Here is a 16,878-nt window from a genome sequence, read left to right on the forward strand (position 1 = left end):
ACCCGTTGATAAATGAGGGCTTCTGCTCAGCTATACTCCCCTCCATTTGAATGGCCCTCCGAGGAATTACTGTGAAGAACTGGACCTTGCGCCAACGCATCCTGGCAAGTTTTGCGGTCATTATCGCCATCATGCTGTTAATGGTCGTGGTCTCCTATTCACGGTTGCTGAAGATCGAAACCAGTGAAGTCGCGGTGCGCGACGACGCGGTGCCCGGGGTCTACCTCAGCTCCATGATCCGTAGCGCGTGGGTCGACAGTTACCTGCAGACCCTGGAGTTGATTGGCCTGCGTGAAGACAAGGGTCTCACCGACACCGACAAAGCCGACTTCAAGTCCTATGAAGCACGCATCCTGCAGCAGATGGCCAACTACCAGGCGACCATCAGTGGAGGCGAGGACCAGGCCGAGTTCGATAAATTCGAAATCCAGCACCAGGCCTACAACAAGGCGCTGGCTGCCGTCGTAGAGCGCCTGCAGAACAAGGACATAGCTGGCGCACGCAAGCTGTTCGACACGCAGATGACGCCAAGCTGGGTCGCAGGCCGCATGAAGCTCAACGACATCATCACCGAGAACAAGAACGTCGCCGACCGTGCGACCAACGCGATTGATGATGCAGTATCCGCCGCGAAAATCAGCATGTTTGTATCGCTGGCCCTGGCAATCCTCGCTGCCGGCCTGTGCGGCCTGCTGCTGATGCGCGCGATCATGGCGCCGATGCAGCGCATCGTCGATATCCTCGAAACCATGCGCGACGGTGACCTGAGCAAACGCTTGAACCTGGAGCGCAAGGACGAGTTCGGCGCGGTCGAAACCGGCTTCAACGACATGATGACCGAGCTCACGGCCCTGGTGTCCCAGGCCCAGCGCTCGTCGGTGCAGGTGACCACCTCGGTGACCGAGATTGCCGCCACCTCCAAGCAGCAACAGGCCACCGCCACCGAAACTGCCGCCACCACCACCGAGATCGGCGCTACCTCCCGCGAGATCGCGGCCACCTCCAAGGACCTGGTGCGCACCATGACCGAAGTGTCCACCGCCGCCGACCAGGCCTCGGTTGCCGCCGGTTCCGGCCAGCAAGGCCTGGCGCGCATGGAAGAAACCATGCACTCGGTGATGGGCGCCGCCGACCTGGTCAACGCCAAGCTGGCGATCCTCAATGAGAAGGCCGGCAACATCAACCAGGTGGTGGTGACCATCGTCAAGGTCGCCGACCAGACCAACCTGCTGTCGTTGAATGCCGCCATTGAAGCCGAGAAAGCCGGTGAATACGGGCGTGGTTTTGCCGTGGTTGCCACCGAAGTGCGGCGTCTGGCCGACCAGACTGCCGTGGCCACCTACGACATCGAGCAGATGGTGCGCGAGATCCAGTCGGCGGTGTCGGCGGGCGTGATGGGCATGGACAAGTTCTCCGAAGAAGTACGCCGCGGCATGTTCGAAGTGCAGCAAGTGGGCGAGCAACTGTCGCAGATCATCCACCAGGTACAGGCGCTGGCGCCGCGGGTGTTGATGGTCAATGAAGGCATGCAGGCCCAGGCCACCGGTGCCGAGCAGATCAACCACGCCCTGGTGCAACTGGGCGATGCCAGCAGCCAGACCGTCGAGTCCCTGCGCCAGGCCAGCTTTGCCATCGATGAGCTGAGCCAGGTGGCGGTCGGTCTGCGCAGCGGCGTGTCGCGTTTCAAAGTCTGATGAGCGACCTCGCGGCTAAACGCGGCGCCGTCCCGGCAGCGAAAAAGGCGTTGTTCCTGGTGTTCCACATCGGCAACGAACGTTATGCCCTCAAGGCCACGGAAGTGGCCGAGGTGCTGCCGCGCCTGCCATTGAAACCGATTGCCCATGCGCCGCTGTGGGTGGCGGGCATCTTTGCCCATCGCGGCGCGCTGGTGCCGGTGATCGACCTCAGCGCCCTGACTTTCGGCACCGCTGCCCAGGCGCGTACCAGCACGCGGCTGGTGCTGGTCAATTACCAGCCAGAGCCCTGGCGCGAGCCGCGTTGGCTGGGGTTGATCCTGGAGCAGGCCACCGACACCCTGCGCTGCGACCCGGCCCAGTTCCAGCCCTATGGCCTGGACAACCGCCAGGCGCCGTACCTGGGACCGGTGCGCGAAGATGCGCAGGGCCTGATGCAATGGATCGGCGTGAATGACCTGCTGACCGACGACGTGCGCGCCGTGCTGTTTTGCCCCGGGTTGAGCCTATGAGCCACGATCCGCGGTTCGTTGCCTTCCTGAAAGAACGCATCGGCCTGGACGTTGCCTCGGTCGGCGAAGCCATCATCGAGCGGGCGGTGCGCCAACGCACTCAGGCGGTCAACGCGCAGACCCCCTGTGAATACTGGCAGCACCTGCAAAGCTCCCAGGATGAACAGCAAGCGCTGATCGAAGCGGTGATCGTCCCGGAAACCTGGTTTTTCCGTTACCCCGAATCCTTTGCGACCCTGGCCCGCCTGGCCAAGGCGCGCCTGGCCGAAATCAAGCAGATGCGCGCACTGCGCATCCTCAGCCTGCCGTGCTCCACCGGTGAAGAACCTTACTCGATCGCCATGGCGTTGCTGGACGCCGGGCTGGCGCCGCATCAGTTCAAGGTGCAGGGCGTGGATGTCAGCCCGTTGTCGGTGGAGCGCGCACGGCGTGGGGTGTATGGCAAAAACTCCTTTCGCGGCGGCGATATCGCCTTCCGCGACCGCCATTTCACCGAGTACGGTGACGGTTATCACATTGCCGACCGCGTGCGCGAACAGGTGCGCCTGCAAGTCGGCAACCTGCTCGACCCGACACTGCTGGCCAATGAGGCGAGCTACGACTTCGTGTTCTGCCGCAACCTGCTGATCTACTTCGACCAGCCGACCCAGAAACAAGTGTTCGAGGTGCTCAAGGGCCTGACCCACGTGGACGGCGTGCTGTTTATCGGTCCGGCCGAGGGCAGCCTGCTGGGGCGCCACGGCATGCGTTCGATTGGTGTGCCGCAGTCCTTTGCGTTCAGTCGGCATGCCGAGCCGGTCAAGCCCGAGCCGGTATTTGTGCCGAGCGCCGCGCCCGTCCCGCAACGCAGTGCGGCACCGATCCCGAGCAAGCCACGGCCTTTCAGCAAGGCCAGCGCCCAGGTGGTGCCGATCAAGACGGTGCAAACCGATGCGGGCGACTTGCTCAGCCGCATCGCTACCCTGGCCAACGAAGGCAAAAGCGCCGAAGCCCGCGCTGCATGCGAACAGTATTTGAGTAACCATCCGCCGGCCGCCCAGGTGTTCTACTGGCTGGGGCTGCTCAGCGATGTGGCCGGCAGTGCCCTGGAAGCCCAGGGTTATTATCGAAAAGCCTTGTACCTGGAACCCCAGCACCCGCAGGCCTTGATGCACCTGGCGGCGTTGCTCGAGTCCCAGGGCGACAGTGCGGGGGCGCGCCGCTTGCAGGCGCGTGCCGCGCGGAGTGAGCGAGCTGACAGTGAGTCCAAACGATGAGTAACACCGACGCACTCGATACCGCAGGGCTGGACCTGACCCTGGCCGATACCCAAGCCATCGACGACTGCTGGAACCGCATCGGCATCCATGGCGACAAGTCCTGCCCGCTGCTGGCGGACCATATTCACTGCCGCAACTGCTCGGTGTACTCGGCAGCGGCCACACGTTTGCTGGACCGCTATGCCTTGCAGCAGGATGATCATCGTCCGGTTGCCGCTGCTGACGTCGGCGAAGACGTGGTCACCCGCTCCCTGCTGATGTTCCGCCTCGGTGAGGAATGGCTGGGCATTGCCACCCGCTGCCTGGTGGAAGTTGCGCCGCTGCAACCGATTCATTCACTGCCCCACCAGCGTTCCCGCGCCTTGCTCGGCGTGGCCAATGTCCGTGGTGCGCTGGTGGCGTGCCTGTCGCTGGTGGAACTGCTGGGCCTGGATGCCACCGGCAACGGCGCCAGCGGTGGGCGCATCATGCCGCGCATGTTGATCATCGCCGCGCAGGATGGTCCGGTGGTGGTGCCGGTGGATGAAGTCGACGGCATCCATGCCATCGATGAGCGCACCTTGAAGGCCGCCTCGGTCTCGGGCACCCAGACCAGTGCGCGCTACACCCAAGGCGTGTTGCAGTGGAAAGGCCGCAGCCTGCGTTGGCTGGACGAGGCGCAATTGTTGTCTGCCGTGACCCGGAGCCTCACATGACCCCCGACCAGATGCGCGATGCCTCGCTGCTGGAACTGTTCAGCCTGGAAGCCGATGCGCAGACTCAGGTATTGAGCGCGGGCCTGCTGGCCCTGGAACGCAACCCGACCCAGGCCGATCAGCTTGAAGCATGCATGCGCGCGGCGCACTCGCTCAAAGGCGCCGCGCGGATCGTTGGGGTGGACGCCGGGGTCAGCGTATCCCACGTCATGGAAGATTGCCTGGTCAGTGCCCAGGAAGGTCGCCTGTACCTGCAACCCGAACATATCGATGCGCTGCTGCAAGGCACCGACCTGCTGATGCGCATCGCCACGCCGGGCAATGATGTGGGGCCGGCTGACATCGACGCCTATGTGGCGTTGATGGAGCGCTTGCTGGACCCGTCCCAGGCGCCTGTGCCAGAGCCGGCGCCCATCGTCGAAACACTGCTGCCGGAGCCCGAACCCGAACCGGAGCCCGCGCCGCCGGTGGTCGCCGAGCCGCCACGCCAGAACAAACGCATGACCGAAGGCGGTGAGCGCGTGCTGCGGGTGACCGCCGAGCGTTTGAACAGCCTGCTCGACCTGTCGAGTAAATCCCTGGTGGAGACCCAGCGGCTCAAGCCGTATCTGGCCAGCCTGCAGCGTCTCAAGCGCCTTCACAGCCAGAGCGTGCGAGCGCTGGATACGCTGGACGGGCAACTCAAGACTCAACAATTGCCGCTCGAAGCCCAGGAAGCCCTGGCCGACACCCGCCGCCTGCTCAGCGAAGCCCAGGCCCTGCTGGCGGAAAAAACCGCTGAACTGGACGAGTTTGGCTGGCAAGCCGGCCAGCGCGCCCAAGTGCTGTATGACACCGCGCTGGCCTGTCGCATGCGCCCGTTTGCCGATGTGCTGGCCGGGCAAGTGCGCATGGTGCGCGACCTCGGTCGCAGCCTGGGCAAACAGGTACGCCTGGAGATCGAAGGCGAAAAGACCCAGGTCGACCGCGACGTGCTGGAAAAGCTCGAAGCGCCACTCACTCATTTATTGCGCAATGCCGTCGACCACGGCATCGAAATGCCTGAACAACGTCTGCTGGCGGGCAAGCCGGCGGAAGGTTTGATCCGCCTGCGCGCCTCCCATCAGGCCGGGTTGCTGGTGCTGGAATTGAGCGATGACGGCAATGGCGTCGACCTGGAGCGCCTGCGCGGCACCATCGTCGACCGGCACCTGTCGCCGGTGGAAACCGCCCTGCGCCTGAGCGAAGAAGAACTGCTGACGTTCCTGTTCCTGCCGGGGTTCAGCCTGCGCGACAAGGTCACCGAAGTGTCCGGGCGCGGGGTCGGCCTGGATGCGGTGCAGCATATGGTCCGCCAACTGCGTGGTGCGGTGGTGCTGGAGCAAACGGCAGGGCAGGGCAGTCGTTTCCACCTGGAGGTGCCGCTGACCCTGTCGGTGGTGCGCAGCCTGGTGGTGGAAGTCGGCGAGGAAGCCTACGCGTTCCCGCTGGCCCATATCGAACGCATGTGCGACCTGGCGCCCGACGACATCGTGCAACTGGAGGGTCGCCAGCATTTCTGGCACGAGGGCCGGCATGTCGGGCTGGTCGCCGCCAGCCAATTGCTGCAACGCCCGGCGGGGCAGAGTCAGTCGGACACCCTGAAAGTGGTGGTGATCCGCGAGCGTGATGCGGTGTATGGGATTGCCGTGGAGCGCTTTGTCGGCGAGCGTACGCTGGTGGTGTTGCCGCTGGATGATCGCCTGGGCAAGGTCCAGGATATTTCCGCCGGTGCCTTGCTGGACGACGGCTCGGTGGTGTTGATCGTCGACGTCGAAGACATGCTGCGCTCGGTGGACAAACTGCTCAACACCGGCCGCTTGGAGCGCATTGCCCGGCGCAGCCAGCAAACCACCGAGGCACCGCGCAAGCGGGTGCTGGTGGTGGACGACTCGCTGACAGTGCGCGAACTGCAACGCAAATTGCTGCTTAATCGTGGTTATGAAGTGGCCGTGGCGGTCGATGGGATGGACGGCTGGAACGCCTTGCGTTCCGAAGACTTTGACCTGTTGATCACTGATATTGATATGCCTCGTATGGACGGTATTGAATTGGTCACACTCTTGCGCCGTGACAGTCGCCTGCAATCGTTGCCGGTGATGGTGGTGTCCTACAAAGACCGTGAAGAAGACCGACGTCGTGGACTGGACGCCGGCGCCGACTATTATTTAGCCAAAGCCAGTTTCCACGATGACGCCCTGCTGGACGCCGTAGTGGAACTGATCGGAGGCGCACGGGCATGAGGATTGCGATCGTCAATGACATGCCCCTGGCGGTAGAGGCCCTGCGCCGCGCCTTGAGTTTCGAGCCCGCGCACGAAGTGGTGTGGGTGGCCAGCAACGGCCTGGAAGCGGTGCAGCGCTGCGCCGAGCTGACCCCGGACCTGATCCTGATGGACCTGATCATGCCGGTGATGGACGGCGTGGAGGCTACCCGCCAGATCATGGCCGAGACCCCGTGCGCCATCGTCATCGTGACCGTCGACCGCCAGGCCAACGTCAGCCGGGTGTTCGAAGCCATGGGTCATGGCGCCCTGGACGTGGTGGACACGCCGACGCTGGGCGTGGGCAATCCCAAGGATGCGGCGGCGCCGCTGCTGCGCAAGATCCTCAATATCGGCTGGCTGATCGGCCAGCGCGGCAGCCGTGTACGCGCCGAAACCGTCACGCCGCGGACTACCGGCAAACGCCAGAGCCTGGTGGCCATCGGGTCTTCGGCAGGTGGCCCGGCTGCCCTGGAAATCCTGCTCAAGGGCTTGCCCCAGGACTTTCCCGCCGCCATCGTGCTGGTGCAGCATGTGGACCAGGTGTTCGCCGCCGGCATGGCCGAGTGGCTGAGCAGCGCCTCCGGCCTGCCGGTACGCCTGGCCCGCGAGGGTGAGCCACCGCAAAGCGGGGTGGTGCTGCTGGCCGGTACCAACCACCACATTCGTTTATTGAAGAATGGCACGCTAGCCTATACGGCAGAGCCGGTGAACGAGATTTACCGGCCGTCGATCGACGTGTTTTTCGAAAGCGTGGCCAGCCACTGGAATGGCGATGCCGTCGGCGTACTGCTGACCGGCATGGGGCGCGACGGGGCCCAGGGCCTAAAATTGCTGCGTGAACAAGGTTATTTGACCATCGCCCAGGATCAGCAGAGCTCGGCGGTGTACGGCATGCCCAAAGCGGCGGCGGCGATAGATGCTGCTGTTGAAATTCGCCCACTGGATAGAATTGCGCCCCGATTGCTGGAGGTCTTTGCCAAATGAACAAGGCCTCTCGCGGTGCTGGCTTGCAGGCAGTAATTCAGGTGACTGCACATGAATGATTTACAGATCGACGACATCAAGACCGACGAAAATGCCGCCATGGTGTTATTGGTCGACGACCAGGCCATGATCGGCGAAGCCGTGCGGCGTGGCCTGGCCCATGAAGAAAATATCGACTTCCACTTCTGCGCCGATCCGCACCAGGCGATTGCCCAGGCGATCCGCATCAAGCCGACCGTTATCCTGCAAGACCTGGTAATGCCCGGCCTCGATGGCCTGACCCTGGTGCGCGAATACCGCAACCACCCGGCCACGCAGAACATCCCGATCATCGTGCTTTCCACCAAGGAAGACCCGCTGATCAAGAGCGCGGCGTTTTCGGCCGGGGCCAATGATTACCTGGTGAAGTTGCCGGATAACATCGAATTGGTGGCGCGCATTCGCTATCACTCGCGCTCCTATATGACCCTGTTGCAGCGTGATGCGGCGTACCGTGCGTTGCGGGTCAGCCAGCAACAACTGCTGGACACCAACCTGGTGCTGCAACGGCTGATGAACTCCGATGGCCTCACCGGGCTGTCCAATCGTCGCCATTTCGACGAGTACCTGGAACTGGAATGGCGGCGTGCCATGCGTGACCAGACTCAGTTGTCGTTGTTGATGATTGATGTGGATTTCTTCAAGACTTACAACGACAGCTTCGGGCATGTCGAAGGTGACGAGGCTTTGCGCAAGGTTGCGGCGACCATCCGAGAGGCCAGCAGTCGGCCTTCGGATTTGCCGGCGCGCTATGGCGGTGAGGAGTTTGCCCTGGTGCTGCCTAACACCTCGCCGGGCGGAGCGCGGTTGGTGGCGGAAAAACTGCGCATGGCCGTTGCCGCGCTGAAAATTCCGCACATTGCGCCGACCGAGGGTTCCAGTCTGACTATCAGTATTGGTTTGTCCACGATGACGCCGCAGCAGGGCACGGATTGTCGGCAGGTGATTGTGGCGGCGGACAAGGGGTTGTATACGGCCAAGCATAATGGGCGCAATCAGGTCGGTATCGAGTGACCTGAAGTCTTACCCCATTCAATGTGGGGGGGGCAAGCCCCCTCCCACATTGGGATCTTGATGGGTCTTGGGTTGTGTACAAATCCTGCCTTTTCGCCCAGCGGACTGCCGTTCCCCCCCATTTGCCGTTATACTCGCCGGCTTTCAAAAGTTCGCCAACGAGTGCTGCCCGCCATGGAAATCAACCCGATCCTTAACACCATCAAGGACCTGTCCGAGCGCTCCGAAACTATTCGGGGGTATCTTTGACTACGATCAAAAGCATGAGCGTCTGACCGAAGTCAATCGCGAGCTTGAAGATCCTGCTGTCTGGAACAAACCTGAATACGCCCAGGAACTGGGGCGCGAGCGCGCTGCGCTGGCGCAGATCGTCGATACCCTCGACGAGCTGAACACCGGTCTGGCCGATTGCCGTGACCTGCTGGACATGGCCGTCGAAGAAAACGACGAAGGCGCAGTGGGCGATGTCGTCGCCGAGCTGGCCCGTCTCGAGGAAAACCTCGCCAAGCTTGAATTCCGCCGCATGTTCAGCCATGAAATGGACCCGAACAACGCCTACCTGGACATCCAGGCCGGTTCCGGTGGCACCGAGGCCCAGGACTGGGCCAACATCCTGTTGCGCATGTACCTGCGCTGGGCGGACAAGCGCGGTTTCGAAGCGACCATCATGGAGCTGTCCGCCGGTGAAGTTGCCGGAATCAAGGGCGCGACCGTGCACATCAAGGGTGAGTACGCCTTTGGCTGGCTGCGTACCGAAATCGGCGTGCACCGCCTGGTGCGCAAGAGCCCGTTCGACTCCGGCAACCGTCGCCACACCTCGTTCTGCGCGGTGTTCGTCTCGCCGGAGATCGACGACAAGGTCGAGATCGAGATCAACCCGGCCGACCTGCGCATCGACACCTACCGCTCCTCCGGTGCCGGTGGCCAGCACGTAAACACCACCGACTCGGCCGTACGTATCACCCACGTACCGACCAACACCGTGGTCAGCTGCCAGAACGAACGTTCCCAGCACGCCAACAAGGACACCGCCATGAAAATGCTGCGGGCCAAGTTGTACGAGCAGGAAATGCAGAAACGCAACGCCGCATCCCAGGCGCTGGAAGACACCAAGTCGGACATCGGCTGGGGTCACCAGATCCGCTCTTATGTGCTGGATGCGTCGCGGATCAAGGATCTGCGCACTAACATCGAACGCAGCGACTGTGACAAGGTGCTCGACGGCGATATCGACGAATACCTGGAAGCCAGCCTGAAATCCGGCCTCTAAAGAACCTTGTAGGAGCGGGCTTGCCCGCGATCCCCAGCCGAAGGCTGGGGAAAACGTATCTGTGATGGAATTTCAAAAGACATGAGCGACCAACAACTCGACCCGCAAGCCCTGCAACAGGAAGAAAACTCCCTGATCGCCCTGCGCAAGGAAAAGCTTGCTGCCGAGCGCGCCAAGGGCAATGCCTTCCCCAACGACTTCCGCCGCGAAAACTACTGCGATGCCTTGCAGAAACAGTACGCGGACAAGACCAAGGAAGAACTGGCAGAGGCTGCGATCCCGGTCAAGGTGGCAGGTCGCATCATGCTCAACCGTGGCTCGTTCATGGTGATCCAGGACATGACCGGGCGTATCCAGGTCTACGTCAACCGCAAGACCTTGTCGGAAGAAACCCTGGCCTCGGTGAAAACCTGGGACATGGGCGACATCATCGCCGCCGAAGGCACCCTGGCCCGTTCCGGCAAGGGCGACCTGTACGTGGAAATGACCAACGTGCGCCTGCTGACCAAGTCGCTGCGCCCACTGCCGGACAAGCACCACGGCCTGACCGATACCGAACAGCGCTACCGCCAGCGCTACGTTGACCTGATCGTCAACGAAGAAGTACGCCAGACCTTCCGCGTGCGTTCGCAAGTGATCGCGCACATCCGCAGCTTCCTGATGAAGCGCGACTTCCTGGAAGTCGAAACGCCGATGCTGCAGACCATTCCTGGCGGCGCCGCAGCCAAGCCGTTCGAAACCCACCACAATGCCCTGGACATGGAAATGTTCCTGCGTATCGCGCCGGAGCTGTACCTCAAGCGCCTGGTGGTTGGCGGCTTCGAAAAAGTCTTCGAGATCAACCGCAATTTCCGTAACGAAGGCGTTTCGACCCGTCACAACCCAGAATTCACCATGTTGGAGTTCTACCAGGCCTACGCCGACTACGAAGACAACATGGACCTGACCGAAGAACTGTTCCGCGAACTGGCGCAGCTGGTCCTGGGCAGCACCGACGTGCCGTACGGCGACAAGGTGTTCCACTTCGGCGAGCCGTTCGTGCGCCTGTCGGTGTTCGACTCGATCCTCAAGTACAACCCTGAACTGACCGCCGACGACCTGAACGACATCGACAAGGCCCGCGCCATCGCCAAGAAAGCCGGCGCCAAGGTGCTGGGCTTCGAAGGCCTGGGCAAATTGCAGGTGATGATTTTCGAAGAGTTGGTGGAGCACAAGCTGGAACAGCCGCACTTCATTACCCAGTACCCGTTCGAAGTGTCGCCGCTGGCCCGTCGCAACGACGACAACCCGAACGTCACTGACCGTTTCGAGCTGTTCATCGGCGGCCGTGAGATCGCCAACGCCTACTCCGAGTTGAACGACGCGGAAGACCAGGCCGAGCGCTTCATGGCCCAGGTGGCCGACAAGGACGCCGGCGACGACGAAGCCATGCATTACGATGCCGACTTCGTCCGCGCCCTGGAATACGGCATGCCGCCGACCGCCGGTGAAGGGATCGGCATCGACCGCCTGGTGATGCTGCTGACCAACTCGCCATCGATCCGCGACGTGATCTTGTTCCCGCACATGCGGCCACAAGCGTAACCGTAGCGAAATCCGAAGCCGCCTTTTATAAGGCGGCTTTTTTATGTGGCGTTAATAAGCGTCAAGCAAACAGCGCCAGGTTTTGATCTATTCAAGGATGTGTGTCGTGAACCGCGTAACCGCTCAAGAAGGCGCCGCCGGCATTGCCGCTGCCGTGGCTGAAAGCGTCCAGTACCAGGGCCGCAAGGCCAGTCGTCGGGGCAGCGAGCAACGCAGGCAAGACATTCTCGATGCGGCCATGCGCATCGTGGTACGTGACGGCGTACGGGCCGTGCGCCATCGAGCGGTGGCGGCGGAGGCGGGCGTGCCCCTGTCCGCCACCACCTATTACTTCAAGGATATCGATGACCTGCTCACCGATACCTTCGCCCAATACGTCGAGCGCAGCGCCGCATTCATGGGCAAGCTGTGGGTGCGTAACGAAGGCCTGCTGCGCGAAATGGTCGCCTATGGCGATGGCAGCCCCGAATCGCGTTCACAACTGGCCGATGACATTGCACGGCTGACCGCTGATTACGTCCTGCGCCAATTGACCAACCGCCGTGAACACCTGATGGCCGAGCAGGCGTTTCGCCAGGAAGCCCTGCTCAACCCGCGCCTGGCGGAGTTGGTGCGTTCCCACCAGCAGATTCTGTTGCAGGGGACCGGGCAGTTCTTCCAGGTGTTGGGCTCGCGCGAGCCGCAACAGGATGCCAAAGTGTTGACGGCGATAATCAGTCGGATGGAATATCAGGGCCTGCTGGGCAGCGCAGAGCCTCTGACCGGTGAAGAGATGCTTGAGATCCTCAAGCGCTATATGCATTTGGTGTTGGCTTCGGTCTGACACCGGGGGATGTCCAATGAAAGCCTGGCGTGTGGTTGCAATCGCCTTGTCGTTCCTGTTGCTCAGCGGTTGCCTGGTGACCTTCAAGGACCCGCTGCCAGCCCATGAGGCCGCGCCGCCGGCCCTGCTCGGCCAGTGGTCGAGCAAAAATGCCTGGGGCGAGCCGCTCAATCTGCATATCAGTGCCGTTGGTGAACACCGCTATAAAGCCGTGAGCTACCCTACAGCCAAGCCCGGCCAGCGTGACGAATACCTGTTTAGCGTTTCGCGCCATGGCAGCCGCTGGTATTTGTCGGCGCCGCTGCCGGCCAAGCTGGGTGGGCATTTCATCCTGGCGGGGTTTGAGATCAACGAAAAGCACGAATTGGTGGTCTACAACCTCGACCTTGAGCAGATCCACCAAGCGATAGGCCAGCAGGCGTTGCACGGCAGCACCGTGGACACGGTCGAGGGCGCCGGGGTGCTGGTCGACAGTCCCTTGGACCAGGTGTTTGCCTACCTGGATGACCCGGCCAATGCCGATGTATTCGTGGAAGCCGTGCGCTACCAGCGCGCGGGCAAATAACGTTTAAAGAGGAAGCACCGGGTGGACGATTACCAGCAGACGATACGCACCTTGTCTGATCGCATTGTGCTGGCGCAAACACCGATTCGCGTCCTCGACGCCGTGAAGTGGGACGAAAACATTCGCCAGGGATTCCTAAAGGCCAAGGGCAAGGAAATGCCGGCGGTGAGCCGCGACTACTACCTCAATCGGCCACTGTCGTTCGACTCCAGCGCGGTGAAGCTGGAGTTCCAGAACATCGAGCGCGACATCACCCGCTGCCTCGGCCAGTTCAGCCCGGTGGGGCAGATCATGCGCCGCATGTGCAAGGAATACCGCATGGTGGTGCGCATGCTCGAAGCGCGTGGTACCGAGGATTTCGGCCTGATTTCCCAGGAGCTGTATGGCGCTGCCTCCGATGCGTTTCACGCCGGCGACCCGACTCTGGCTGACTTGGGCCTGATGCTGTCCGATTACCTTAACAATATCGACGGCCGTGGTGACCTGAAGGATGAGGCCAAGAACCTCACCGCCAAGGACGCCGTCGCCTTGTTGCAAACCCGCCTGAACAAGGTGTTCGGTGAGGCCGAAGAGACCATCCGCGTGTTCGAGTCCGACGGTATTGTCGCTGACGCCGCAGCGGGCGCCGACTACATCAAGATCCGCGCCGACGCGATGTTCAACGACCGCGACGTGCGCGCCCTGGAAGTGCATGAAGGCCTGGTGCATGTCGGCACTACCCTCAATGGCCAGAACCAGCCGATCTGCACCTTCCTGTCCAAGGGCCCGCCCTCGTCCACCGTGACCCAGGAAGGTTTGGCGATTTTGATGGAGATCATCACCTTCGCCTCCTACCCGAGCCGCCTGCGCAAGTTGACCAACCGCACCCGCGCCATCCATATGGTGGAAGAGGGCGCCGACTTCCTGCAGGTGTTCGAGTTCTTCCGCGAGCAAGGCTTTGAGATGGCTGAAAGCTACGGCAACGCCAGTCGTGTTTTCCGTGGTTCGGTGCCGACCGGTCTGCCGTTCACCAAGGACCTGTCCTACCTCAAGGGCTTTATCATGGTCTACAACTACATCCAGCTGGCCGTGCGCAAAGGCAAGCTGGAACAAGTGCCGCTGCTGTTCTGCGGCAAGACCACCCTGGAAGACATGCGTACTCTGCGCCAACTGGTCGACGAAGGCCTGGTGGTGCCACCCAAGTACCTGCCCGAGCAGTTCCGCGACATGAACGCGCTGGCGGCGTGGATGTGCTTCTCCAACTTCCTCAACCACCTGAGCCTGGATCGGATCGAGGCGGATTACTCCAATATCCTTTAAACCGTGCTATTCGCGAGGCTTCAACGGATGAGAATCCTCGGCATTCTGTGCCTGCTACTCACATTGAACGGCTGCAGTTCCCTGCTGTTCTACCCCGAGCCCGGCCTGCCGTTCACGCCGGAAAAAGCTCACCTTCACTACCGTGACGTCACCCTCACCACTGCCGACGGCGTAAAGCTCCACGCCTGGTGGCTACCGGCCAAACCCGGAGTGCCGCTCAAGGGAACGGTGCTGCACCTGCATGGCAACGGCGGCAATCTGGCCTGGCATCTGGGCGGCAGTTGGTGGTTGCCCGAGCAGGGCTACCAAGTGCTGTTGGTGGACTATCGCGGTTATGGCTTGTCGGAGGGGAAGCCGTCGTTGCCGGCGATCTACCAGGATGTGGACGCGGCGTTCCAATGGATCGACAAGGCTCCCGAAACCCAGGGCCAGCCGTTGATAGTACTGGGCCAGAGCCTGGGCGGCGCATTGGCGGTGCACTACCTGGCCGCCCACCCTGAGCGCCAATCGCGGCTCAAGGCGCTGGTGTTGGACGGCGTGCCCGCCAGTTATCGTGACGTAGGACAATTCGCCCTGAGCACCTCCTGGTTAACATGGCCGTTTCAGGTGCCGTTGTCCTGGCTGGTCCCGGACGCTGACAGCGCCATCCATGCCATGCCCCAGCTGACAGGTGTACCCAAACTGCTGTTCCACAGCCTGGATGACCCGATCGTGCCGGTAGCCAACGGGATCCGCCTGTACCAGGCCGCACCGCCACCCAGGGTGTTGCAACTGACCCGAGGCGGCCATGTGCAGACCTTTGCCGACAAGACCTGGCAAACCGTGATGCTGCGTTACCTGGATGACCCTCAGCATTTCAACGGTCTGCGTCGCCTGGGCGAAATCCCGAATTATCCGATTCCTAAAGTTGACTCATCAGAGAGCCCGCAATGAGTGAAGAACGCAACATGATCCCGCTGATCCTCACCGGTATCGGCACCATCATCGGTACCGTAGGTTGCCTGTGGTACTACGGCTACCTGCACTTCGCCAAGCCGGAAGATGCGTTGTTGCTCAGCGACTTCACTCTGCTCAAGACCGTGCCTGGCGAGGACTATAAGATCTCCCTGACGCCAGCTGCCCAGGTGGCGCAGTGCGTGGATGGTGTACTGGTGATGTTCGACACTGAGCAGAAAGGCTTGAGTGGTGTGCTGGTGAATAACAAGAAACAGGCTGTGCGCTGCCTGGGACAGGAAACACCACAACTCCAGCAGTAAGCCGGACGCATCGCGCCTGAAATATCTGGAACCGTTTCGCGTAGGCGGCCACTCAATGGCTTGTCAGCGTTCGTGATGGAAATTTGCGAACGGCCAGCCGGGGGAGAATCATGGTCAAGTTAGGCGAGATAAGTGCGATAGACAGGTGGTTGGAGATGTCCAGGATGCAGGAGCTCGTTGAAGCGCTTGGAGGGGGCGCCGATGACATCGCGCAAAAGGATCGGGGGGAGCAGTGCCAAGAGAAACCTGGGTATGCAGGCTTCGAAAGCGACAAAAGTCAGATCAAATTCTAAGTGTGAGAAAACCCATCATTTTTGATGGGTTTTTTGTTTCTCTCCAATCGACTCATCAGCGGTAGGGAGGAAGTGACTGAACGCGCTGCTCCATAATTTATTACCAGGAGATACGGTTGGGAACCGATAGTTATCGACGACCACTGCTATATCGGTCAGGAAATCATACCCGGACTCATGGAAAATACATTTGGAGTAGCACGATGAGATTGGACTCGTTGATGAGTACGGTATTCACGAATACCCTCGCGACTATTAACACCGCATGGAATGTTGTCATGGGGCAGGGTACAGGTGGGCGGTGTGGAAGTAATACATATCATTATCCCGGGTATCAACCAAGCCAGCGACCCCGTTACGCTGGCGTTCAACCTGCGAATCACCGGATAGTCCAGCATAGGGGGCGGACGCCTGGGGCTCAGCCGTCGGTTTTGAAGCAGCCGCATACGGTCAACTATATCAAGTATGTATTCAACACCAATTATGTGCGTGTCGGGGATGTTAAATCGGCGCAGGTGGGTGTGCATGTCAATAGCGGCAACGGCAGTATGAATAACGGCAATTTCGGAAATTATGGAAATAACGGTAACAGCGGAAGTGACAGTCGTTATGCCAATCATGGCAGTAATGGCAATCTTCGAAACTCTGCAAGCGCCAGATTCAACCAGCATCGCCTGGCCCACGGTATTCAAGCCTGACGCGTCAAGGCCTTGACCGTATTAGTAACGCACTCACGTACATAGGGTGTTTTGTTTTTAAGGACGCCCGAAACGAACTGTGCTGCGATGCACCACTACAGGTGACGGCGTAGTTCGGACTGTACAGTGCAGCTTATTATGTCGTGATTTTATAAATTATTTAGTTTGTATAGGGTGTCAAGATGACTCAACTATTAATGTCGCGATATCAACATTACAATCACTTCAACACCTTCTCTCCCGATGAATACACTTGGAAGCCCTTCGGAGGGCAACGGGTATGGAGGGGCTCCCAGGTGAGTCGCGATAGCGGAAATTATGGCAACTACGGCAATAACGGAAATGGCGGCGCGCGCAGTCGCTATGAAAATCATGGGCAGAACGGCAACGAGATGATTGGGCGATGGATGGAATCGCCGGGGTATTACGGGGGTTCCAGCAACTACGGAAACTACGGGAACAACGGTAACTCCGGGGGCTTCAGCAGCTATATTAACTCTGGTCAGAACGGCAATCGCCACATCGGTGTTAATTACTGAAATCTCAAGGCCTTTCAAATACACAAGAAATGAAAAAGCCCCGTCTATATATAGATGGGGCTTTTTAGTG

General features: G+C 60.8%; 16 protein-coding genes. All 16 read left to right on the forward strand.

Features of this window, described 5'->3' with window-relative positions:
* Window positions 1-71: 71 nt before the first annotated feature.
* The 16 genes from LUU92_RS06330 to LUU92_RS06405 all read left to right on the forward strand — a co-directional run bounded on the left by LUU92_RS06330 (window position 72) and on the right by LUU92_RS06405 (window position 16,808).
* Window positions 72-1,694 carry a methyl-accepting chemotaxis protein gene (locus LUU92_RS06330; protein WP_071488761.1) on the forward strand — a complete coding sequence of 541 codons (1,623 nt, stop codon included), beginning with the start codon at window positions 72-74 and terminating at the stop codon, window positions 1,692-1,694.
* On the forward strand, window positions 1,694-2,206 hold the full coding sequence (locus LUU92_RS06335) for a chemotaxis protein CheW (RefSeq protein WP_092241100.1): 513 nt from the start codon (window positions 1,694-1,696) through the stop codon (window positions 2,204-2,206). Before LUU92_RS06330 ends, LUU92_RS06335 begins: the two co-directional genes overlap by 1 nt.
* Entirely contained in the window at window positions 2,203-3,462 is a 1,260-nt protein-coding gene (locus tag LUU92_RS06340; RefSeq protein WP_257103313.1) for a CheR family methyltransferase, read from the forward strand. The genes LUU92_RS06335 and LUU92_RS06340 overlap by 4 nt, the downstream gene beginning before the upstream one ends.
* Entirely contained in the window at window positions 3,459-4,160 is a 702-nt protein-coding gene (locus tag LUU92_RS06345; RefSeq protein ID WP_257103314.1) for a chemotaxis protein CheW, read from the forward strand. Before LUU92_RS06340 ends, LUU92_RS06345 begins: the two co-directional genes overlap by 4 nt.
* On the forward strand, window positions 4,157-6,421 hold the full coding sequence (locus LUU92_RS06350) for a hybrid sensor histidine kinase/response regulator (RefSeq protein WP_257103315.1): 2,265 nt from the start codon (window positions 4,157-4,159) through the stop codon (window positions 6,419-6,421). Before LUU92_RS06345 ends, LUU92_RS06350 begins: the two co-directional genes overlap by 4 nt.
* Window positions 6,418-7,428: a chemotaxis response regulator protein-glutamate methylesterase gene (locus tag LUU92_RS06355; protein WP_071488766.1), complete on the forward strand. Its 1,011-nt coding sequence runs from the start codon at window positions 6,418-6,420 to the stop codon at window positions 7,426-7,428. The genes LUU92_RS06350 and LUU92_RS06355 overlap by 4 nt, the downstream gene beginning before the upstream one ends.
* Window positions 7,429-7,479: 51 nt before the next feature.
* Window positions 7,480-8,481 carry a diguanylate cyclase gene (locus LUU92_RS06360; protein WP_012722554.1) on the forward strand — a complete coding sequence of 334 codons (1,002 nt, stop codon included), beginning with the start codon at window positions 7,480-7,482 and terminating at the stop codon, window positions 8,479-8,481.
* A 174-nt stretch (window positions 8,482-8,655) separates the two neighbouring features.
* A protein-coding gene (gene prfB / locus LUU92_RS06365) for a peptide chain release factor 2 (protein ID WP_102591687.1) occupies window positions 8,656-9,751 on the forward strand; the annotation gives its coding sequence in 2 pieces (ribosomal slippage) (window positions 8,656-8,727 and window positions 8,729-9,751; 1,095 coding nt in all).
* 81 nt (window positions 9,752-9,832) lie between these two features.
* Window positions 9,833-11,335, forward strand: coding sequence for a lysine--tRNA ligase (lysS, locus tag LUU92_RS06370; protein ID WP_058425327.1), 1,503 nt, complete (start codon window positions 9,833-9,835; stop codon window positions 11,333-11,335).
* Between the two features lie 106 nt (window positions 11,336-11,441).
* Window positions 11,442-12,158 (forward strand): TetR/AcrR family transcriptional regulator, encoded by a 717-nt coding sequence (locus LUU92_RS06375; protein WP_058425326.1) that lies wholly within the window; start codon window positions 11,442-11,444, stop codon window positions 12,156-12,158.
* A 16-nt stretch (window positions 12,159-12,174) separates the two neighbouring features.
* Window positions 12,175-12,723, forward strand: a complete 549-nt coding sequence (locus LUU92_RS06380; RefSeq protein ID WP_071488767.1) for a hypothetical protein — start codon at window positions 12,175-12,177, stop codon at window positions 12,721-12,723.
* A gap of 21 nt (window positions 12,724-12,744) precedes the next feature.
* A complete protein-coding gene (locus LUU92_RS06385; protein ID WP_071488768.1) occupies window positions 12,745-14,022 on the forward strand; it encodes a flavohemoglobin expression-modulating QEGLA motif protein in 1,278 nt (425 codons plus the stop codon).
* 27 nt (window positions 14,023-14,049) lie between these two features.
* Window positions 14,050-14,955, forward strand: coding sequence for an alpha/beta hydrolase (locus LUU92_RS06390; RefSeq protein WP_071488769.1), 906 nt, complete (start codon window positions 14,050-14,052; stop codon window positions 14,953-14,955).
* Window positions 14,952-15,278 carry a PA3694 family proteiin gene (locus LUU92_RS06395; RefSeq protein WP_064054946.1) on the forward strand — a complete coding sequence of 109 codons (327 nt, stop codon included), beginning with the start codon at window positions 14,952-14,954 and terminating at the stop codon, window positions 15,276-15,278. The genes LUU92_RS06390 and LUU92_RS06395 overlap by 4 nt, the downstream gene beginning before the upstream one ends.
* Before the next feature lie 724 nt (window positions 15,279-16,002).
* Window positions 16,003-16,269 carry a hypothetical protein gene (locus tag LUU92_RS06400; protein WP_130898094.1) on the forward strand — a complete coding sequence of 89 codons (267 nt, stop codon included), beginning with the start codon at window positions 16,003-16,005 and terminating at the stop codon, window positions 16,267-16,269.
* A gap of 182 nt (window positions 16,270-16,451) precedes the next feature.
* Complete coding sequence (locus tag LUU92_RS06405) at window positions 16,452-16,808, forward strand: hypothetical protein (RefSeq protein WP_130898095.1); 357 nt, start codon at window positions 16,452-16,454, stop codon at window positions 16,806-16,808.
* The last annotated feature ends 70 nt before the right edge of the window (window positions 16,809-16,878 follow it).

This window comes from Pseudomonas extremorientalis (genome assembly GCF_024584605.1).
In the GTDB taxonomy this organism is placed as follows: Bacteria; Pseudomonadota; Gammaproteobacteria; order Pseudomonadales; family Pseudomonadaceae; genus Aquipseudomonas; species Aquipseudomonas extremorientalis.